The organism is Limnothrix sp. FACHB-406 (assembly GCF_014698235.1).
GTDB lineage: Bacteria > Cyanobacteriota > Cyanobacteriia > CACIAM-69d > CACIAM-69d > CACIAM-69d.
In genome coordinates this window covers 71,133-93,240 of the sequence record NZ_JACJSP010000012.1, presented here as the reverse complement: position 1 = coordinate 93,240, position 22,108 = coordinate 71,133, and the positions used below count along the sequence as shown (strand labels likewise).

Genomic DNA, 22,108 nt, shown 5'->3' with positions numbered 1-22,108 from the left:
TTGCCCATGACTGCGCTGCTAGAGGCGATCGAACAAGCCCTGGATCATTGGGATCGTCAGCCCTTTGCGCCGGAACCCCTGGCCCAATTGCGGGATCTGCGTCGTCAATTAGCGGAACAGTGGCTGGCCACGCCGGACGCAGCCATGGCGACCCAATGGGAAACCGGCCGCGCCGCCCAAGCGGCCCTTTGGGATTGCAACTTGCGCTATGAGGCCTTGACCCCCGAGGAACGCCAGTGGCTGGAGCCGATCGAGCGGGAATTGGCCGCCACTTGGCCAGCTCCCCGCCTCCAAGCGGTTTGGGCGATCGCCCTCTATCAACGGGCCGAAACCTGGTTGCCCGATCTGCATGGGTTGCAACTGCCGCCTTGGGCGATCGAACCCTTTTTTGACTATTGCTTGGCCTTTCCCTGCTTTTTTCGAGAATTGGGCGAGGTCGATCGCTATGCCAACTTCACCATCGCCCTGGTGGACTATTTACATGAACAAATTTTCCGCTATCCACAATCGGCACAATGGCAAAAAATCGCCCTGACGTTTAGTAATTTGGCGAACCTTGTCCCGCTTTATTTTTGCGATCGAAATTTGCGATCAACCTTTGCCAAACGGGCTTCGATCTTGGAATTTTCCCTGCGTTTAGCGGGCCATCAATTGGAATATGACTTTGCGCCCCGACCGCCCGATCGCCCCAAGATTCGACTCGGAATTCTGAAAACCAATTATTTATCTCATCCGGAAACCTTCACAACCTTTCCGGTGTTTGAATGGCTCGATCGCGATCGGTTTGAAGTGATTTTGTATGTCATTGATCGCGATCCAGATCTGCTGGATGCCTATCAACAACGCCGATCGGGAGATGCGATCGTGCCGCTGGTGGGCGATTTAAAACAACAGGTGGCCCGAATTCGGCAAGATGATTTGGATTTGTTGTTGGTGGCCACGATCGTCACCAATTCCCTACATCGGGTGTTGATGATTGGGGCCCATCGGTTGGCGCGGGTGCAAATCCATTCCGTCTCTTCCCCCGTCACCAGCGGCATGACCCATATGGATTACTACCTATCCGGTCAGCTCACGGAAACCGCCAGCGCCGCCGCCCATTATCAGGAAAAATTGCTCTGTGTGTCGGGGCCGGCCCACTGTTTTGACTATTCCTTGGAAGCCGCCACACCGCGATTAGTCATCGATCGGGCCAGTGTGGGGATTCCTGAGGGGGCGATCGCCTTTGTTTCGGGAGCCAATTTATATAAAACTATCCCCGAACAACGGGAAACTTGGGCGAAACTGCTGGCCCAGTTTCCTGATAGTTATCTCTTGCTTTGTCCCTTTGGAGCCAGTTGGAAGCGCAACTATCCCAAGGTGCAATTTTGGCGGCGCTTACGGGAAACTTTGGCCGCCCACGGGGTCAATCCCGATCGAGCCATTGTGTTTGACCAACTGCCCAGCCGGGCCGATGTGAAAGCGGTGTTGCAATTGGCTGATATCTATCTCGATTCGTTTCCCTTTGGTGGGGCGAATTCCATTGTGGATGCGATCGAGGTGGGGTTGCCGGTGGTGGCCCGCGAAAGCGACTGGTTTCGATCGCGCCAAGGGGCTGCCATTTTGCGCGATGTGGGTTTGGGAGATTGGGTTGCCCGCTCAGAGGCAGATTACCTGGCTCTGGCGGGGCGTTTGGCGGCGGATCCAACCCTGCGGCAATCAATTCGCCAACACCTGACCCGAGCCTTGGCCCAGCCTCCGCGCTGCCTGGATAGTCGAGCCTACGCGGCCGAGGTGAGCCAGCAGTTGATGCGGGTGTTGGAACAGTGGCAGGGCGATCGGGTTGAGTGACCGATTTCGTGACCAAACCTAGGGCGAGCTTTGGCCGTCGCCGGTCGATCGTTGCATTTGTAGCAGCGACCCGTTGTAAGGGTTCGGCAAGTCCTGTGTCCGAATCCAGGGATCCGACAGGCTTTGGCGTTGCAGCACTTCGTAATACAAGCGGCTGATGTTGCGGCTGTCGGCATTAGTGCCCTTTTCGGGGAACGGCAGCCCTAGGATGACCTGCAACTGTCCCCAAATCGTTTGATCGGTGTGGGTTGGGGGGTTGTGGCGATAAAACGTTGCGTCAAAGGCTTGGGGAATGGTGGTGATCGGAATGGCGGCCGATGAACGACTGCCGGGCGTACCGGTCTGTACCGTGCCGCTGCCCAAGGGGTCGTTTGGCCCCGGCACAATGACCCGATCGCCATAGTCAGCCGACTGGGCCAGGGCGGGGCCCACGCTCAAAACCGTGGCGGCGATCGCCGAGCCGATCACAGTAGCCCAAGTGGTGGTCTTCATTTGCTTTGCTCCTAATCGATCGCAGTCTTGCATCGTGCTCGATCGCTTCTCAGACGGCCGCCCACGAGTCACGGGCCAATGGCTCCAAAGATCAGCCCCATCTTGCCACGGGTTCCCGAAAGGATGCAATGGACGAATGGTTTGCGACGAAGAGTTTGCAGAGTAATGATTCCCAATCCTTAAAGATCCAGATAGCGCCCGGAACTGTCCTGGGGGCGGGCATGGAGATAGCGGCCCGTGGTGGCAATGCTGGCATGGCCCAGGGTGGCTTGCACCAGGTGAATCGGCGCACCCCGATCGAGGCTGTGGCTGGCGTGAGCGTGGCGCAACCAGTGGGGCGAAACATTGGCCTCAATGCCCACTCGCTGGGCCGCCGATCGCACAATTCGCATCAGTTGCGAGGGATCCAGATGCCCCCCCTTGCGACTCCGAAAGATCGGGTCTTGGCGATGGGGCAACGGCTCGATCGACTCGCGATAGGCCTGGAGTTCTTGCCAAAGGGTTGGCGGCAGCAACACCGCGCGGGTTTTGTTGCCCTTGCCATAGACCGTTACTTGGCCCCCATCCCCTCGGGGTTGCAAATCTCGCCAACACAGTCCACAAAGCTCACTAGCCCGCACCCCGGCCGCATAGAGCAATCGCAACATTAATCGATTTCGGAGCTGGGGTTCTGCTGCCAGCATTTCTTGTACCTGAGCTTCACTTAAAATCCGCTCTGAAAGGGTGTCTTTCGTGCTGGGGACTTTAAAAGCCACCGCCGGATTGTCGGGAGCCAGGCCCATTTGATGCGCAAACCGCAGCAGGGATTTAATCGCCGCGATCGAGCGGCCCATGCTGCTCGGAGCCAATCGATCGCGCTCCAACTCATCCAAAAACCCCTGCACATCAATGGCGCTCACCTGCTCGATCGGGCAATCCACAAAAGCCAAAAATCGCAGGGCCTCCCGCTGGTAATAGCGACGGGTGTGGCGGCTTTTGCCATGGAGCCACAGAGCCAGGAGCCGCTCATGGGCCGGCGAAAGGGGCAAATCAGGGCGATCGACCCGATCGGGTTCAGGCCGTGAGCCGATCAATTTTCGAGAAGTGCCACCCAATTTCGCCATGAAACCTTCCCCCAGAACCTATTTCATAATCATCATAATTGTTTGAAAAGAAGTTTAAATTCTCAAAGCCTGTAGCAACCGAGTTTTAAGCAAATACAGCCTTTATCTCGATTACTAAGCATAGTAGCCCGTAGGGTGGGCAGTGCCCACCGAGCCGTTGCTTCATGGTATCTGTGATATGGCGTGCCAATTATTTTAGGTAAAGGCTATATCTAGGATATCGAAAAAGAAAAAATTGATCTGCTGTTGATCTGATTGATGATCACTCAAATCATTCGATTGATCGATAAAAATAAGGGCTACCGATCAATCAAGACAAGGGGCTTAAGCCCCTTGCTCCCAGGTGGTTGAAACTATGATCGAAAAATGACCACCAATCCCACCACAATCATGATCACCGCCGCCACCCGATTCATCATCATCCCCAGCCGTTGACCAAAACGCAACCTCGCGCGACTTGCCAGATAGGCATATCCCAATTTAACGCCACCCACTGCCAACGCCGCAATTGCCATCAAAATTAGAATATCCAAGGTTGTCAATTGCTTCAAATTAACGAACGCTGGCAAGAACCCTAAATAAAACAAAACAGCCTTTTGATCACCCAAAGTAATCGCTAAGCCGGTGATGAAATGCCCCCAGTTGGATGGCTGCACAGAAATAGTTTTAGTGGGTTCCAATTCCTCCATCTCACTCAAGGAGTCATGGTGAATAGTCGATCGCCCCGTTGAACGCCACAACAAACAGCCGATCGTCACCAAATAAGCGCCGCCCAAATACCGAATGATGGCGAAAGCACTGCCCAGCGATTCAACCAACAGAGTCAACCCAAAAACCGCCAGCAAAATCAACAATAAATCCCCCAAAACAATGCCCAGCGTTGTCCAAACACCTGGCCGGAATCCCCCTTGAGCCGCTGCCGCCACCACTGTGAACACGCTAACGCTGGGTAATGTGGCTAGGATCGTCATTGCTCCAAAGAGTGCAAATAGGTTAGTCCATTCAAGATTCATTTAAAGCACCAAACTTATTGAGCAAATTTAAAAGTTGATTGAGTGACTAAATTTGTTTAATGAAATTCTAAATTAATAAATTACTTAAAATGAAAACTATACGAATTACTTAAACTACTCAAAATTTGCCTTTATTGCACCAACTGTAACGCAAACAGGCGCGATCGCCCCTGCAAACCAGCTCAACAGCCACCATGATCATGATTGTGGCCTATAAATTGCGATACAAAACCACAAAGCTAAACCATAAGGCCAAAAAACCAGCTAGGCCGCGCCGATCGCCCCGTTGCGCCCAACCAAGGCCAGCCCTCGATCGCCAATCAAGACCCCATGGGCAATCCAGAACTTGGAACAGTCAACAAGACCAGCCAAATGAGTCGTCTATGATATGCACAATCGTGCAGCGGGGCTGATGGCTAGCTCGCACGGGGTGAGGAGTTGCACCGGGTTTCAGAGCTATGCAGTCGCCAGGAAATTTGCCCGATCGGGAGCCGGATCAGCCCTCCGAGCTTGAGCCATCCCCCCCCGGATCGCGCCGTCCCCAAAGGAATCGAAGATCCCTGTGGCGTTGGGTGGGACGGGCGGCCGTTTTGGGGTCGATCGGGCTGGTGGCCGGGGGGCTGGGGTTTGGTTGGTATTGGCTGCACTATCGATTTTCGGATTTTTTGTCCGCGGCCCTCAGCGATGCCCTGATGCGGCCGGTGAAGGTGGGGCCCCTGACGGGATTGTCCTTGGGCGGGCTGACCTTTGGGGAATCGGCCCTGTTGCCCACCGCGCAGGATCCTGACCAGGCGAAGGCCGGTGCGGTTGAGGCCAGGTTTGATTTTTGGTCGATCGCCCAGTTGCCTAATTTGCTAGGCGATCGCGTCATCCCGATCGCGATTACCTTTCGGGATCCGTCGGTGTATGTGGAGCAAACCAACGACGGCAATTTATTTGAAGTGCGCTTGAAGTCGGGCCCTAAGCCGCCCTTTGATCTGCGTCCCAGTCGTTTTGAGTTCCAAAATGCCCAGGTGACCTTGGTGCCTGCGCCGGCCTTGGTGAATCGGCCCCGGCGATCGACCCCGCCGTTGCCCGTGAAGATTGTGGCTTCCGGTTCGGCGGATTTGGAGCAGTGGCGTGCTGGCCAGCCGGAATTGGCGCGGTTTTCGGTGTTGGGAACCGTGGGGCAAGTGCGGCCCGGACAGTTTGACCTCAAAGGAGAGTTCAAAATTCCGACCCAGGAGTTGGCGGTGCGATCGCGCCTACAAAACCTGGATGTGACTGGATTGGCCCAGGCCATGCCCGCCCCTATGACGATCGAGCGGGGACGGGTGGACGGGGTGGCCGATGGGCGATATCAATTGGGGAAAAGCATTCCGGCGCTTCAGGGCACGCTGCAACTGCGAGATTGGCGCATCACCAGCCCCCTCGTACCCAAGCCCATGGCCCTGGCCACGGGCCGGTTGCGGTTGCGGGGGCCCGTCGTGACGCTGGATCAGACCCAAGGTCAATATGGGTCCTTGCAGGCGATCGCGAATGGGCCGGTGGATTTTTCGGGAACGGTGTTGAATCTGCAAAATCCCCTCAAAACCACCCTGGAGGCTCAATATGATGTGACGTTGCGGGCGGAGGCATTGCGGCCGGCGGATCTGGCAACCACGCTCGATCAGACCTTGCCTCTCCCGATCGTGGGGCCGGTGGAGGTGAATGCCAGGCTACGGGGAACGCTCGATCGCCCGCAAATTACCGGCAATTTCGTCTCGGTGGGCGGCTTACGGGTCGATCGCCTGGCCTTTCGGCGCGTTCAGGGCAATTTCTCCGCGATCGGCCAAGAATCGGAACCGCCCAAAAATTCGCCCCTTCGCCTGTTTGAAAATTGGCAAAGTCGGTTAGTGCGGGCCTTTCCCCTGGCGGCCCGGCTCGATCGGCTGCGCGTTGAACCAACGGCCGGGGGTGCAATCACCGCCGATGGTTCGGCCCGTCTGTTGGCGAATGGGGCCTTGGATCGGTTGGGCATCGATCGGCTGTCGGCCGATTGGCGGGTTCAGGATTTGCCCCTGGCCCCGATCGCCCAAGCCTATGGCCTGAATTTACCCCAGGATCCGGGGCCGGTCTCCGTCACGGGGCGATCGCGCGGCAACCTAACCGCGCTGGACACGGAGGCCCGCACGGAACTGCTGGGCGGGCAAATCACAACGGCGGTGCAACTGCGCGATCGGGCTTGGGCCGGTTCGGCCCGGCTGCAAAATCTGCAAGTGGGGCGGGTGATTCCGCAACTCTCGGGTCAATTGACCGCCACAGCCCAAGCTCGGGGCACTTTAGATCGCCCCTTGACGGGTTTGGCTGTCCAGGCGGCGGGCAACTTGCAGAATTTAGCCGGTGGCAAGCTGGATTGGGCCGCCCAGGCCACGGGCGATCGTTGGCAATTGCAAACCCAATTGGCGGGCATTCAGTTGGCGCGGATTGTGCCCCAAGCCACCGGACAACTCAGCAGCCAGGTCACGGCCCAAGGAACCGTGGCCGGCCTGCTGGCCCGCAATCCTGCTTCGATCGCGGCCCAAGTGACGGGGCAACTGAGGCCGGGCGATCGCTCCAGTTTGTTAACCGTTGCCCAAGCCAACTACCTCAACCAACGGCTGCCGATCGACTTTGCGGCCCGTTGGGATGGGCAAGCGATTCGGCTCGATCGGGCTGTGGGGCCCGGGTTGCGGGCTGAAGGGTCTTTGTTTCCCAGCATTCCCCCACAACTGGCCGGCTTGCCCACCCTCCGCCATCTGGATTTGCAAGTGGCGGTGCAAAACGTCAATTTGGAACCCCTGCCCGGTTTGGTTCCTAATCTAATTCCGGCCGGGGTGCGGGATGCGTTTCGCGATCGGCCCCTGTTGGCGGGGCGGGCGAATTTTACCGGCCAGATTAATGGCCCTCTAGCTGGTTTACGGGCGATCGGGACGGCCAACTTGGTGGGGCTGGAAGCGGCGGGCGCAAACTTTAACCTGCTGATGAGTGGGCCCGTAGACGTGAGCTTGCATCGGGGATTGTCGATCGACCTGCGGGGCGAGTCCGATCGCCTGGCCCTGCGGCTCGATCGACAATTTCTACCCACCGGCTTAGATCTGCAATGGCAAGGGGCCACCGCCACCGGCCGCCGCCAAGGGCGAGATTTCTTGGCCGAGCTGGCGAATTTGCAATTGGAGCGGTTGCGTTGGCCCGCGGCCCTCACGGAACCGGCCGGCATTCCCCGAGGGACGATCGCCGCCCGAGCACGCCTGAACCTCGATCGCTTCACCGCCCAGGGGCAAATCAGCGCCGAACAACCGGGCGTGGGAGTGGCCTTTGGCGATCGATTTACCGGCCTGTTTGGGTATGCCAACAACCGCGCCGTGCTGACCGATGGCAAGTTGACCCAAGGGGACAGTGAATATCTGGTGGGGGCGGAGTTGGTGGTGGCCGCTGACCCGCGCTTCAAGGGCCAGGTGCAAGCCCGCAACGGCAAACTGGAAACCCTGATTCGGATCCTGCAACTAACGGATTTTGAATCCGCGGCCCAATGGGCCAAAAAACTGCGGCCGCCCACCTATGCCGCCGCTGCCCAGGTGGCTCCCTTGGCGGTGGAAATGGCTGACCAACCCCTTTCCCAGCAGTTGCGGAAGTTAGCGGAAATCAAGGCCCTGCTGAACCAGTCGATCGCCGATCGCTGCAATGCCAGCCCGATCGCCAATCTCGATCGAATCCGGGGCGGATTTGGGGCCAATCTCACCTTCAATGGCAGCGTGCAAACGGGCATTGCCGCCAAGTTCAATCTCTCGGGTCGCGACTGGAGTTGGTTACCGGAAGAGGCCTGTAGCCTGGCTCAAGTGGCCCTGAATGCGGATCAGGTGGATATTCGCGGCGACTTCCAAGACAACACCCTCACCCTAGCCCCCTTGGAATTTCGCCGCAACGATATCCTGCTGGCCTTTGCGGGGCAAATTGGCAAAACCCAATCGGGTCAATTTCAGCTCACCAACTTTCCCGCCGAATCCCTGGAAAATATTCCCCAAGTCCGTGAACTCTACGGCCGCACCGGTTTGCCCCGCCTCAGTGGCCGGGTGAATATCACGGCGGCCCTGGCCGGCACGATCGATGATCCAAGGGCCGTGGGGCAGGTGGTGCTCAACAGCGGCAAACTGAACAACACCCCGATCGAAACGGCCACCAGCAACTTTAGCTATGCCCAAGCGCGGCTGAATTTCAGCAGTGCCGTGGCGGTGCAAGGCAGCCAAGACAAAGACCCGATCGCGATCACCGGCAGCATTCCCCAAAAGCTCCCCTTTGCCAAGGTGGAACCGGATAACGACAGCCTGCGCCTGAATGCCGAATTGGAAGATAAGGAATTGGGGTTGGCGAGCTTGCTGATTCCACAATTCCAATGGCTGGGCGGCCAGGGGCGCGTGCGGCTGAGTGTGGGCGGAACCTTGGCCCAACCCCAGGCCACCGGAGAAGCCCAGTTTGCCAACGCGGCGATCGGGTTGCAGGGTCTCTCCCAAACCATCACCAACATCAACGGCCAGGCCACCTTCACGGGCGATCGGCTGGTGGTGAACGGCATCAACGGAGCCTTTGGCCAGGGACAAATTCGCCTAGCGGGCATCTTGCCGATCGCCGACACCAAAGCCCTAGGGCCCAATGATTCCCCCCTGAACGTGGCTTTGGATCAATTGCAGCTTAATGTGCGGGATCTCTACGAAGGAGGCGTGAATGGCCAAATCAGCATCACGGGCACGGCTCTCAAGCCGATCGTCGGCGGCAGCCTGGGCCTGGTCAATGGTCGGGTGATCTTGCCCACGGATCCGGCGGCCCTGATGGCCAGCACGCCCAATGCCGCCACGGTGGGGATCAGCCCTCGCTTTCAAAACCTGCAAGTGAATTTGGGCCGGGGTTTGCAAATTTTGAAATTGCCTGTCCTGAATTTCCTGGCGGAAGGGGGTTTGGAGCTGAACGGAACCTTAGCCGATCCGCGTCCCAGTGGCCGCATTCGACTGCAACGGGGCTTAATTAACCTGTTCACAACGCAATTTACCCTGGAGCGCGGCGAACCTCAATTTGCGGAATTTCGCCCCCGATCGGGTCTGGATCCTTACCTGGATGTGAAGATGGTGGCCTTTGTGCCCGACTCCAGCCGCAACCCTTTGCAAACGGACAATACCAGCGGCTTCAACCCCGCCGAAATTCGAGAAAGTGTGGTTGGATCCATGGGTTCCGCTCGCACCGTTCGGATCAAGGCCACCGTCCAAGGTCGCGCCAGCCAACTGCTCGATCAAATTCGCCTCACCAGTCGGCCCGCCCGCAGCGAGGCGCAAATTTTGGCCCTAATTGGTGGCAGCCTGATCAACACCTTTGATGATCGCAGTGGTGGGGCCGTGGTGCTGGCTAACTTGGCCGGCGCTGGGTTGCTCAACAACATTCAAACCAACATTGCCAGCGCGATCGGGCTGACGGATTTTCGGATTTATCCCACCACCGTCACCGCCCGGCCCCGGGGCGACAACAACCGGAACGATCGAGCCACCGCCCTGGGCCTCGGCATTGAAGCGGGCATTGACCTGAATAACAATCTCTCCGTTTCGATCGCTCAGATCATCTCGGAAATTAACAACACCACCCGCCTCAATTTGGACTATCGCCTCAACGACGACACCGTAATTCGCGGCTCCACAGACTTTGCGGGCGAGTCGCGTCTTTCGGTGCAATTCGAGCGCCGCTTTTAGGGGGCTAGTTCACCGTTGATTAACCCCCAGCATCTTGCAGCGCACCTAGCGAGCCGCCGCCGCCAAATAGCGGGCAATTTCCATCAGTTGATCCTTGGGGAACGTGGAAATCAGAATCCGAGCAGCACCCTTGGGATCCCGAGGGATGCTGACTTGGCCATTGGCCGGGGCTGGGGCCGGAGTAGCGGCCGGAGCGGCTGGGGTCGCGGCGGGAGCGGCCGCAGCGGCTGCGGCGGCCGGTGGAGCAAATTTTTGGAGTTCAGGGCCCAGGGTGATGCTGTGGCCTTTGCCCCCGGCCATTAACTCAGTGGCCTGTTTCAGATCCCGCACCACGATCGGGGCGATCGCATTGAAGGGCACTTTGGGATGGGCGATCGCCCGGCGGGTGGCTTGGATCAGGGTTTGCCAAGTGGCATAGCCATCACCCAATTGCAGCAGCTTTTGACAGAGGCGATCGAGCTGTGCGCGCAACTCCGGCGTGGCCGGTTGCTTAAACAGCACCACCATTTGCTTCAGCGCTTCCATCACCAACGGGCCAAAATTGCCCGGCAGGGGTTTAGCCGCTGGGGCAGGCGCTGGGGCAGGTGTTTCCGGTTCGCCCGCCGCCCGCTTCTTAATTCGTTCGTATAGGGCTTCTAGGGATGGGCGCAGACTGTCCACCGCCGGAACGGCCTGCTCATCGTTGTAAGCGCCACCCTCCAGGGCCCGGGTCAATTTCTCCAAAAGGGCGACACCGTTTGCGAAATCTTGCTGATCTCTGTTATCTAACTTGATAGGGTTTTCGCGCAGGAACTTAAAACAGTTTTCAAGCAACAAAGCTAGGTGGCGCATTCCCTCAAAGCCAAGCATGGCCGCACTGCCCTTGATGGTGTGGGCGGCTCGGTAGATGGTGTTGCACTCCTCATATTCTTCGATGACTGCTTGCAAGTTCCCCAGGGCCGCCTGCATCGCCTCCAGATGCTCATTGGCTTCCATGATGAAGTACTTGACAACTTGTTCGTTACCACTCACGGGCGGCACTCCTCGCGACGACAGGACGGAAGCAGCGGCCGGGCTAGGATTCAGGGCAATCAAAAGGGGGGCAAAACCCCTGGAAGATGTGATGCCGCTGAACTAGCCCGCGTTGGTTGGCACGGCTGGGGAATAGCTACGCCCGCGCCACTGCGTCGGCGTTTGCACCGATGATAGCCCAATTCTCAGGGCGGCCAAGGGATCCGCCAAGGGCGACAGAAAGAAAAGCCAGGGAAGCTTTGCGCCGCTGAGGTTATAGGACGGTGCGATCGCCCAATTTAAGGCAAATCGGATGAGCAACAGTGCCAGATTCAGGCCCCAGGCGGCGGTTACCAACCAGGAAGCACTGGCACAGGCCGGCTCGAATAATAACAATACCAAGGGTAAGGGCAAGCCCTGCACTGCTAACAAAAAGAGACAATCCCCCAGGGTTTGGGCCCGGGGGCTGGCATCCTTAAGATCGAGCGATCGGCCCCACTCTTTCCAGGTTTCGGCGGCCCCTTCATACATGCGCACCTCGATCAGCTTGCCCCCATCCAAAAAGCCCACCTTCATGCCCTGGGCCGCCGCCGCCCGCGCCAAGGTCACATCATCACAAAAAGACCCCCGAGCGCTGCTGTAGCCGCCCAAGTCCACGAGCCGATCGCGCCGCACCAAAAAGCATTGACCATTGGCCATGGTGCGAGTGGGCCCCCCGATCGAGCTGCCCGCCGGCCCAAACCGATACACCAGCGTCATCAACAGGGCCGGTTGCAAAATCAGCTCACCGGGCGTTTGCAGTAAAAAGCGCGGCGAAAAAGAAACCAGATCATAGCCCCCCGCTTCGGCCGCCGCGATCGCCGCCGACACCAAGCCCGCTTTGGGCCGAGTATCCGCATCAATCCCCAAAATCCAACGGCTTTGTTCGTTGCTGTGGCGAAATCCCGTGTGCAACGCCCAGGGCCGCCCCACCCAATCTCCCGGCAGGGGATCATCCGGCAACAATCGCAGGCGGGGATCTTGGCGACCGGCGGCCTTCACCAGTTCCGGCGTGCCATCGGTGGAGTCGCTATCAATCACCAAAATTTCCCGCACTTCGTAGCCCTGAAGCCCCAAGCCCGTTAGGCAGGGCCCCAGCCTGGCCGCCTCGTTCAGGGTGGGCACCAGGATGCTGACGGAACCGAGCTGGTCGTGGGTGGTGTCCCTGGGTTGCAGAGGCTGTTGGCGACCGGGGCCTTGCATTAACCGAGCCAACAAAATGGCAACGGCCGGAAGCTGCACCAATAACAACCCAAGGGCGATCGCCCCCCAAACTACCGCTCCGGTCTCAGTTTCCGCTCCGGTCACCATGCTGCTGTTCTCCAGTGGGATTGATCGCAGTGGGATTGATCGCAAAGGGCGATCGAAACAAGGCGCAATATTAAAGCGCAATGCAGGGCAAAATGCATCAGCCCGAGGGGTTTGTGAACACCCGCGAGGCTCTCAACGTGAATTTTACAGGGGGCTTGTGGCCAATTGGAGCTTGCCTGCTTGGCCGAATGCTTCACCGAACAACAACCCCCCGCACCCGCTCAGAGGGGATTGGGGGGAGAAGATTGGGGTTATGTTGCGATCGGCCAAAAGCGGCCAAGTTCCCGTTCGTTACTGAGTAACCACTACTTAGCAACCACTTCCAGCGGGGGAGCATTCAGAGGCTCAGTCTCCGCCGGTTCCGCCTTGGGAGCCTCCGTCGGCGCGATTGCCCACAACAGCACCGCTGGCAACACCCCGATCGCCACACTCATCATCGTGGGCACCAGGAAGCCCGGATCCAGCGAAAACACCGTAATCGCTGCCCCAAAGGCAAAATTCACCAGATAGACAATCACCGGAACCGTCAGTTGCGATCGGGTCAAATTCAACCGCTGACCACGCCACAACAGCGCCGCCACCGACATAAACACCATCCCCGTCGCCACCCAACCCGACAGGTTGCGATAGGGCATTCCAAAGAACTCGCCAATTTCCTCAAATTCCCAGAAGGGCAGCGACGTTTGGCTCATGGCCGGATCCAACACCAGATCCCAAGCCATCAGCAACACCGCGCCACCCACCACGGCTCCCACCTGGCGCAGCAGTCCCGGCAAATTCAAACGCTCCAGCCCCACCATCACCAGCAGGTAGCAAACCGCACCCATATAAAACCAAGACAGCGGAATCGTGAACGGCACTAAACCCGCAACCTTGTATCCCAACCCCGATAGGTAGTGATAGTGGCCAAAGGGGAAGCCAGTGCTGGTTCCGAGCAGTTCGCTACCCAAGGACAAGCCCACCGAGGGCAAGAAAAACAGCAACATCCGTTGCCAACCCAAAACGCGGGCCAGGTACAGGGCCACGGCCGCTGCACCCAGGATGATGTAGCCAACACCCCCCTGACCCATACTCCATTGAAAAAACTGGATTCCAATGGGCGGCAAGCTGGCGATCAGGTCAGGACGAGGCAAGACGTACAGCAACCCAGCCAGGCCAAACGCCATGGCAATAATGTGACCTATCAGGCAAGCGCGCTCAATCAACGAGAGCGGCTGTTGGGGCAGTGACTTCATGACACTCCTCAAAGTTTCGAGACACCGATCGCATCCGGCCAGTCGGGCCCGGATGGTGTCTAACTAGTTTACGAATCTTTAAGAGAATTTTTTAAAAAAGATGAGATTTTGCCAATCCGGGGCCGATCGCTCCCTCGGATTGTGGCCACCTCGGCGGGATTGTTCCCCACGGGAAGCCTTGGCCCAAGGGATAGTCTTCAAGGAATCCAGAGGCCAAGCCCTAGGTTTCCGGATGGGCCGCCGGGCCCGTTTGGTGGTGCGGAATTTCAATGATGAACGTGGCTCCCTGTCCGGGTGCAGATTCGCAAATTAAGCGGCCCCCGTGGCGCTCCGTCACGATTTGATAGCTGATGGACATGCCTAGCCCTGTGCCCTTGCCCACGGGCTTGGTCGTAAAGAAAGGATCGAAGAGTCGTTGTTGGATGTCTGGGGCGATGCCTGGCCCGTTGTCTGACAGTTGAACTTGCACCCAACGGGAGTCGATCGCCCGGGTCGTGATTGTGATTTGGCTCGGATGGTCTTTGATGGCTTCGGTGTCGCGGAGGCGATCGCGCTCTTCAAGGGCATCGATCGCATTCACCAGAATATTCATAAACACCTGATTGAGCTGTCCGGCATAGCATTCCACCCTCGGCAAAGCACCGTATTGCTTCGCCACCTGAATGCCTGGATGCTCCGGCTTCGGTTTCAGGCGATTTTGCAGAATCAGCAGGGTGCTATCAATTCCCTCGTGCAAATCCACCTCCTTCACATCCGCCTCGTCCAGTCGGGAGAAGTTCCGCAAGGAGGAGACAATTTCGCGAATTCGATCGGTGCCCACCCGCATGGATTGCAGGAGCTTGGGCAAATCTTCCGCCACAAATTCCAAGTCCACTTCCTCAATCAGGTCGTTGAGGTCTGGGTCTGGGTTGGGAATTCGTTCTTGATAGGCTTGCACAATTTCCAGCAGGTCTTCCGCGTAGCGATGGGCATGGCTGAGGTTGCCATGGATGAAGTTCACCGGGTTGTTGATTTCATGGGCAACACCTGCCACCAACTGCCCCAAGCTGGACATTTTTTCGCTTTGGATCAGTTGATTTTGCGTATGTTGCAAATCCAGCAGCGCCGCTTCTAGGTCGGCTGCCTTTTGTTGGAGGGCATCTTCGGCTTGGCGACGCTTGGTGATGTCGATCGAGGTGGCCACAATTCGATAAACGCGCCCCTTCTTGTCAAACAGTGGATTCAGGGTGGTCAGCAGCCACAGATGCCCCTTCTGGGTGGTGACATACTCATCCTGAACAATGGTTTGGCGTTGGTCTACGCAGCTCCAATAATGGGCTTCCATGATGGCTCCGTACTCTTCGCCAAACACTTCGGTGGGGGTGTGGTGATAGACCCGGGACTCGTGCAGACCGGTTAAGCGGGCGCTGGCCGCATTCCAACCGATATATTCCAACCGGTGATCGGGCAGGACGGCCAAAACAAAAATGGGATATTCCACCCCGTCAAAGATGGTGCGCAGGAAGGCTTCGCGATCGAACAGTTCCAGTTCCGCCAACTTGCGATCGGTAATATCCGTGTGAACCCCCACCCACTCATAGACACTAGCCACATCATCCAGAATCGGCACGGCCCGCACGCTCATGTAGCGATATTGCCCGTCATAGCGTCGCAGCCGGTGCTCCAGGGTGAAGGGCTGTTTGCTGATGATGGAACGAGACCAGGCGGCCTCCGTGGCGGCGCGATCGGCTGGGTGAATCGCATTCAGCCAACCCCAGCCCAACAAATCCTGGCGCGATTGGCCCGTAAAGGCCCGCCACTTGGGCTGATCGGCCGCAAACTCTCCCAGGCGGCTGGTGACCCAAACAATTTGCGAGGTGGCCTCAATCAGAGTACGGAACCGCACTTCGCTCCGGCGACGGATGGCCTCCGCCTGTTTGAGATCGCTGATATCCATCAAAATGCCGTAGACCCGCACGATTTGGCCATTGGCATCTCGCTCCGGCAGTCCCTTGACGCGGAAGTAGCGCGATAACCCGTTAATTTGCTCGATGCCTTCGAGTTCCAGATCGTAGGATTGACCGTCGCTAAGGCATTCTTCAAACGCCATCTGCAAGCGTTGCTGGGAGGAGGGGCTGTAGAGGGAAATCGACTGATCAAACTCCGGCACACCTTCCTCGATCGGGTAGTTAAAGAGCCGAAAAATTTCCTCTGACCAACTGACTTCACCGGTCGCCACGTGATATTCCCAGGAACCCAAATGGGCCACGCGCTGGGCCTCTTGCAGGCTCTCGGTGAGGCGACGGAGCCGCTCTTGGGCTTCGTAATACTCCGTCACGTCATACATCACAACCATAGCCCCGATTTGGTAGCCGTCGCTTTCCCGTAGAGGTTCCGAATGGCAAACAATTCGATGGGGGTCTTCGTTGGCCACATGAACCACCATCTCGAAATCATGCACCGATTCCCCTAGGATCGCCCGGCTCAAGGGCATTTGGGCCGGAGCGATCGGGGTGATGCCATCCGGCTCCAAGACGGTGCAGAGGCTCATCCACTCTTCGGGCAAGAGTCCTTGCAGGTTGCAGTTGTACCACTGTCGGGCCGTGTGGTTGGCGAGGGTGATGCGCCCAGCCATGTCACAGGCCATCACCCCGTCGGAAACGTTATCCAACACCAATTGCATGAGCGATCGCTCCTGTTGCAGGGCCACTTCAGCGGCCTTGCGATCGGTGACATCCAAAATCAATCCATCCCAGATTGATCGCCCATCCTTGAGAAACCGTCCCCGCGCGGCGGACTGGAGCCACTTCACTTCCCCTTGGGGGGTAATGATCCGGTATTCATACTGCCAATCGGCGCGGGTTTCAATGGCAACCCGAATGGATGTTTGAACATTGAGCAAGTCATCGGGGTGGGTCAGCGTCCAGAGACTGAGGGGGTCGTTTTGGCCGCGTAAGGGGTCAATGCCATAGACCTCCTGGCAACCGGGACTGAGATACAAAAAACGCCCCACGGGATCATTGCCGGACGTTTCGTACTGATAAATCACGCCGGGTATGCTGTCCGCCAATCGCTGGAACCGATCGCGCATTTGCTCTAGGTTTTGCAGCGCCAACTGTCGATCGGTAATGTCCAGCAGCAACCCATCGGCATGTAGCGTGCCTTCTTCGTCCAACACCATGCGAGAAATGCCCTGGATCCAGCGCAATTCACCCGAGGGCAACAAAATTCGATATTTGTGTCGCCATTCCAGGCCATGGTTCACGGCTCGCTCCATGGATTCTGCGAAGATGGCCACATCATCGGGATGCACACAGCCCCACATGACGGCCGAATCCGCCAGGATCGCATCCGGCTCCACATGGAAGATTTCGCGCACCCGGGAGCTGATGTAGATAAATTCTCCTAGGGGGTCGCCGGTTCTGCGTCGGTACTGGAAGACAATGCCCGGCAGGTTATCGGCAATTTGTTGAAACCGGCTGTTGGCCTGGCGCAAGGCCGTTTCGATCTGCCGCTGCTCAGTGATTTCAACCACGATCGTCCCGATCGCGCTGATGGTTCCTTCTCGATCCCAAATCGGGAAATAGGACAGGTTCCAAACCCGATCGGGGTCGGGGTGATGCAGTTGGGCCCCAGTCACCTCCAGGTTGGAAATGGCCTGGCCCGTTTGCCACACCTCTTCATAGATGCGTTCCAAGTGAGGGGCTAGGTTGGGTGCGGTGGCCTGCATCGTTTGTCCGAGGTGGTCGGCCACCGTGAGGCCATTCAACTCGGACAAGCGATGATTGGCTTCCAGAATGCGATAGTGGCGGTCGGTAATCGCAATCCCGATCGGGGCCGCCGCAATCAGCGATTTCAGCAACGCCTGCTGCCGCAACAGCTCCTGTTCAGATTGGTAGCGCTCCGTCACATCCTCGTAAATCGCCATCAGATACTGCGGGCGATCGCCGTTCCAAATGGCAATGCGGCGGCTTTGTAACCAACGCTGCTCACCACCAATCCGCATGGGCATTGGCGGCTGATCCAAAATTTGTCGTTGTGCCAAGGCCGCCCGATCGCCCGATCGCAACTCCGCCGCCTCTTCCGGCATAAACAGCTCATCCATGGGCCGGCCCAACAAATCCGCCGCCGCCACCCCAAACAACCGCTCGGCGGCCGGGTTCAAGGTGCTGACTCGTAACTCCGCCGCCTCCTTCACCACCACCGGCATCGGCAAAGCATCCAACACCGCCGACAGGAACCGTTGAGTGCGCCGCAACTCCTCCTCCGCCTGTCGCTGTTGCGTCACATCAATCACTAAGCCATCCCAAAGCGTTCTCCCATCGGCCAAGCGCTCTGGCCGGGACACCAAGCGCAACCAACGCTCTTTCCCCGAGGGCAACATAAACGGCCCTTCCCAGTGAAAATCCGACAGGTTTTGCCGCGATCGCTCCGTAGCCTGCATCAGGGTTTCCCGATCGGCCAGCGACAACATCTCAATCGCCTGGATCATCCCCTCCGGTTCCACCTCGAATAGCTCACGACAGCCGATCGAGGCATAGGGAAACGTCATTTCGCCCGCCGCGTCTACTTGGAATTGGTAGACCACGCCCGGTAGGTTTTGCGTTAAACGATCAAACTGAGTTTGCTGCTGACGAACCTTCAGGCGCAGGGTTTCTAGCTCTTGCTGAAGAGCATTGAACACTTCTGGTTCCAGAACAATCGAAGCAGTCATGGCAGGCGCAGGATGGGGAGAAGGAGCAACTAGGAAGCAACTAGCGATGAACTAGAGCCAATTGGTCAACCTCAGTGGGTGAATCTGAAGAGCAACTAGAGCCAATTGGTCAACCTCAATTGATCAATTTGAAATTGATCAGCTTGCAATGGCGAAATATAAGCGAAACATGATGAAAATTCAGCAAAAACACAAGCAAAACACAATATTTTACGACCTTGCTTCATGTCATGGTTTGTACCTTAGTTGCAAAAAGAAATCCATGAATTTGCTGGCGGCAATTGGCAAAAATTGACAGCAATTAATCACCATTGATTCATGACTCAATCATAATCATCCGTAAAAATATCCACGATTACCATGCACGATCGATATTTGCGATTAATGATTACCATTCATCATGGTCACTAGCGATAGTCACTGATTATTGCATCCATAGAAATTGATCATTTTCCCCGAAACTAATCAACCATCGGATTACAAAATCCGTGAATGCTGATTAATGATCTAGAAACAGTCGATGGGGGCAGGGTTTTGGGGCAGGATTGTGGAATTGAAGACAAAATACAACCTCAATTCGTGAAATTGCGCCCCAGGATTGCTCCAAAAGATCACCAATCTCCAAAACCTATACTCAAAACCAAGGCAGGACGTAGACGTTAGCAACTGAGCTGGCAAAAACGAAAAACCCAGCAGGGCTAACTCAAGGCGCTGCTGCCCAAGGGTTGGCTAGCATTTGTTTCGTTTTTGTGAATGAATTTTCGGGAACCCGGATGATTTGACCCGATCGACCTGAGTTCAGCCTATTGACGCAAATCCGGGAGTGATGCATTTGCTGATAGTCTAAGTCTATTCATCCACGATCCCCAAGTATGAGGATGCCAAAGCTGTTTGAGGCTTGGAGATTGCAGCTCGAAAATGTGCATCGGGATCGTGCCTCGGAAATGCGCAATCGAATCTTCAAATTGCAGCATTGGGTAGAGCAGTGACGGGGTTGGCTGCGATCGAGAGAGCATGAAGGCGGTGGTTATCCCTCGGACTCTCAACAAGACGGAAGAAGCACCCAAAACCGGACGATTTATCCATGCATCACCCGTGAATCATTATCACTCTTTGCAGCATAGGGGAGCGTAATTAAAATGGCTCAGCGGGCGATCGCCCAATGGTGGCCCTTGGCTCAATTGCCGGGGCTGAGTGCGAAGGACTTGTTGCAACTTCAGGAATTGGGACTGGTTGATACCCGATCGCTCCTGCGATCGGCCGCGAGTCGCGATCAACAACGGGCGATCGCCGCCCAATTGCAGCTTCACGAACACCATGTGCGTAAATGGGTTGCCCTGGCAGATCTGGCCCGGGTTCCCAGCGTGGGTCTAGATTACTGTGGTTTGCTATTGCATTCAGGCATCATTAGCACCGTTCAACTGGCACAGCAACCGGCCCACAAACTCCATCAGCAGGTGTTGCGGTTGCATGTGCGAGAGTTGCAGCGGCGCAATCTCTGTCCTGGTTTGGGTGAAGTGACGCGCTGGATTTTGCAGGCTCGAGAATTGGTGGGGCGATCGTCGTCCTGATCGCCTTCCCCAATTGCTTGAGTCACCAGTGAATTCCCAGTGAATTCCCAGTGGATTCCCAGTGAATGCCAGAGCGAATTCCAGCAGCGATGGCTAAATCACGCGCAGGACGCTGGCGACCGATCGAATGGCATCGCTGGCGTGAATGTCAGCCAGGGCGGCGCGGAAGTCCCCTTCTCGCACCGCGTGGGTAACTACCACCACTTGGGCTTCGTCGCCGTTCACCTCCGTTTGCACCAGCGATTCCAAGCTGACCAAACGGTTCCCAAAGCAACTGCCGATATGGCCGATCGTGCCGGGTCGATCGCTCGTCAGGAAGCGAACATAGAACCGGGTTTCCAGATCATCCAGTGAGGCGATGGGGCAAAAATCACTGTGGCTACAAGCCAACATGGGATTAATGACCGGTGTGGCCCGCTCGCCCATGGCTTGCATGGCCGCCGCCACATTCAACACATCGGAAACCACGGCGCTGGCGGTGGGGCCAGACCCGGCCCCAGGGCCAAAGAACATCACCTGCCCGATCGGCTGGCCTTCCACAAAAATTGCATTGAATGCGCCGTCCACACGGGCCAGGGGGTGGCTGTGGGGCACAAGGGTAGGATGCACCCGCAGAGATACAGCAGGCCCCTGGCGACGGGCGATCGCCAGCAGTTTGATCGCAAAGCCCAACTTGTCCGCGTAGGTAATATCCGTGGCGGTGATGTTGCGAATACCTTCCGTATGCACCGCTTCCCGCTTGATGCGGCCTCCGAAGGCTAGGGAGGCCAGGATTGCGATTTTGTCGGCCGCGTCCAGGCCGTCCACGTCGGCGGTGGGGTCGGCTTCCGCATAGCCCAACCGTTGGGCATCGGCGAGCACATCGCCAAAGTCGGCTCCTTCGGCGGTCATCCGCGACAGGATGTAGTTAGTCGTGCCGTTGATGATGCCGGTGATTCCATTGAGGCGATCGCCCCCCAGGGATTGCTTCAGGGGTTGAATGATGGGGATGCCACCGCCCACGGCCGCTTCCAGCATCAGATAAACCCCCGCTTGCTTGGCCGCATCAAATAGCTCTGGGCCAAAGCGGGCGATCGCGGCTTTGTTGGCGGTCACCACATGTTTTCCGTGGCGGATGGCTTCCAACATCAGCGATCGCGCCGGTTCCAGTCCGCCAATCACCTCCACCACAATATCCACATCGGGATCGGTGACGATCGATTGCAAATCGGTTGTGAGCTGTTCGCGGGGAATTTCCACCGGCCGGGGCTTATCGAGCGATCGGGCCCCCACCCGATAGAGTTCCAACGATTGCAGGAGCGGGCTGCGGCCGGTCGCGTCCAGCAAAATCTGCGCCACACCCGCTCCAACGGTTCCGAGACCCAACAGACCGACTTTGAAACCCACGACTTTTCCCAACTTTCTCTAAACAATTCGTCCTGGGTCAGGGCGGCCACCCACGGGAGCCACTGACGGAGGAAACACCCGATCGCGATTTGGGGCCGCTTGCTCAACGAGCCTGCTCAGCAAACCTCCCGCACCAGTTTTCGGAGTTTCGCGATCGATCAAATTTCCAAATCGTCAAATTCCTGACCATGGATATTCTGACATTGGGCGGCCCGCTCAAACGGGCCGGTTCCCCGGGTTCACCCATCACCAAGCAATCGCCAGGCAATCACCAGGCAATCGCTAGACAACTGCAACCGATCGCCCCTAGGATTCCGAATCCAGTTGCTCTAGGTCGATTTGATTCAGGTCGATCGGTTGCAGTTGCGATTCAAAGGGCTTGGTGAATCGGGCGGCAGCAATTTCATTTAACTTATCCAGCGGCGTATCCCAAATAAATTGGGTCGCAGCCTTGGCAAATTCCTGATTTGGGCATTGGTCACCCAAAACGCAACCATTGACACAGGCGGTTTTACAGTCGATCGACTGGGGATCCAGGGAATTGGTTATTTGGCTCATGGTGATGATTCCGGCTCTTCTCTGGCCCCTTAACATAGCTGATTTTCCAGTTCAAGCCATTGCAGGTAAGGTGCTCAGTCCTCTGGTTCCCCAGGATTTTGCGATCTCAGAATTAGGGTTTCAAGGACTTTTGGCCGATTGCAAGTTGATCGCAAGTC

The 22,108-nt window shown here is 57.2% G+C and carries 12 protein-coding genes; 3 read left to right on the top strand and 9 right to left on the bottom strand.

The annotated features are described in order from the left end of the window. Positions 1-6 precede the first annotated feature (6 nt). A complete protein-coding gene (locus H6G53_RS12750; RefSeq protein ID WP_190533465.1) occupies positions 7-1,830 on the top strand; it encodes a hypothetical protein in 1,824 nt (607 codons plus the stop codon). Between the two features lie 18 nt (positions 1,831-1,848). Here H6G53_RS12750 and H6G53_RS12745 read toward each other — a convergent pair whose 3' ends face one another. From H6G53_RS12745 to H6G53_RS12735, 3 genes are all read right to left on the bottom strand, one after another. Then, positions 1,849-2,394 carry a hypothetical protein gene (locus H6G53_RS12745; RefSeq protein ID WP_190355411.1) on the bottom strand — a complete coding sequence of 182 codons (546 nt, stop codon included), beginning with the start codon at positions 2,392-2,394 and terminating at the stop codon, positions 1,849-1,851. A gap of 107 nt (positions 2,395-2,501) precedes the next feature. Next, positions 2,502-3,425 carry a tyrosine-type recombinase/integrase gene (locus H6G53_RS12740; RefSeq protein ID WP_190533462.1) on the bottom strand — a complete coding sequence of 308 codons (924 nt, stop codon included), beginning with the start codon at positions 3,423-3,425 and terminating at the stop codon, positions 2,502-2,504. Positions 3,426-3,778: 353 nt separating this feature from the next. After that, positions 3,779-4,396 carry a LysE family translocator gene (locus H6G53_RS12735; protein ID WP_199309231.1) on the bottom strand — a complete coding sequence of 206 codons (618 nt, stop codon included), beginning with the start codon at positions 4,394-4,396 and terminating at the stop codon, positions 3,779-3,781. Between the two features lie 500 nt (positions 4,397-4,896). On the opposite strand from H6G53_RS12735, the gene H6G53_RS12730 reads away from it, so the two are divergent. Next, positions 4,897-10,167: a translocation/assembly module TamB domain-containing protein gene (locus tag H6G53_RS12730; protein WP_190533456.1), complete on the top strand. Its 5,271-nt coding sequence runs from the start codon at positions 4,897-4,899 to the stop codon at positions 10,165-10,167. Between the two features lie 45 nt (positions 10,168-10,212). On the opposite strand, the gene H6G53_RS12725 is transcribed toward H6G53_RS12730, so the two are convergent. The 4 genes from H6G53_RS12725 to H6G53_RS12710 form a co-directional block, all read right to left on the bottom strand. After that, the gene (locus H6G53_RS12725) at positions 10,213-11,178 is read right to left on the bottom strand and encodes an Hpt domain-containing protein (RefSeq protein ID WP_190533453.1); all 966 of its coding nucleotides are present in this window, start codon (positions 11,176-11,178) and stop codon (positions 10,213-10,215) included. 102 nt (positions 11,179-11,280) lie between these two features. After that, entirely contained in the window at positions 11,281-12,507 is a 1,227-nt protein-coding gene (gene cruG / locus H6G53_RS12720; RefSeq protein ID WP_190355407.1) for a 2'-O-glycosyltransferase CruG, read from the bottom strand. A gap of 305 nt (positions 12,508-12,812) precedes the next feature. Next, on the bottom strand, positions 12,813-13,742 hold the full coding sequence (gene cruF / locus H6G53_RS12715) for a gamma-carotene 1'-hydroxylase CruF (protein WP_199309230.1): 930 nt from the start codon (positions 13,740-13,742) through the stop codon (positions 12,813-12,815). Positions 13,743-13,962: 220 nt separating this feature from the next. Continuing rightward, positions 13,963-18,435 (bottom strand): PAS domain-containing protein, encoded by a 4,473-nt coding sequence (locus H6G53_RS12710; RefSeq protein ID WP_190533451.1) that lies wholly within the window; start codon positions 18,433-18,435, stop codon positions 13,963-13,965. A gap of 1,139 nt (positions 18,436-19,574) precedes the next feature. Between H6G53_RS12710 and H6G53_RS12705 the strand changes: the two genes are divergently transcribed. Beyond that, the gene (locus H6G53_RS12705) at positions 19,575-20,006 is read left to right on the top strand and encodes a DUF4332 domain-containing protein (RefSeq protein ID WP_099534239.1); all 432 of its coding nucleotides are present in this window, start codon (positions 19,575-19,577) and stop codon (positions 20,004-20,006) included. 93 nt (positions 20,007-20,099) lie between these two features. Here the strand turns inward: H6G53_RS12705 and H6G53_RS12700 are convergent, their stop codons facing one another. Both H6G53_RS12700 and H6G53_RS12695 read right to left on the bottom strand, forming a co-directional pair. After that, positions 20,100-21,392, bottom strand: a complete 1,293-nt coding sequence (locus H6G53_RS12700) for a homoserine dehydrogenase (RefSeq protein WP_099534240.1) — start codon at positions 21,390-21,392, stop codon at positions 20,100-20,102. A gap of 306 nt (positions 21,393-21,698) precedes the next feature. Then, a complete protein-coding gene (locus tag H6G53_RS12695; protein ID WP_190355451.1) occupies positions 21,699-21,950 on the bottom strand; it encodes a hypothetical protein in 252 nt (83 codons plus the stop codon). Positions 21,951-22,108 lie beyond the last annotated feature (158 nt).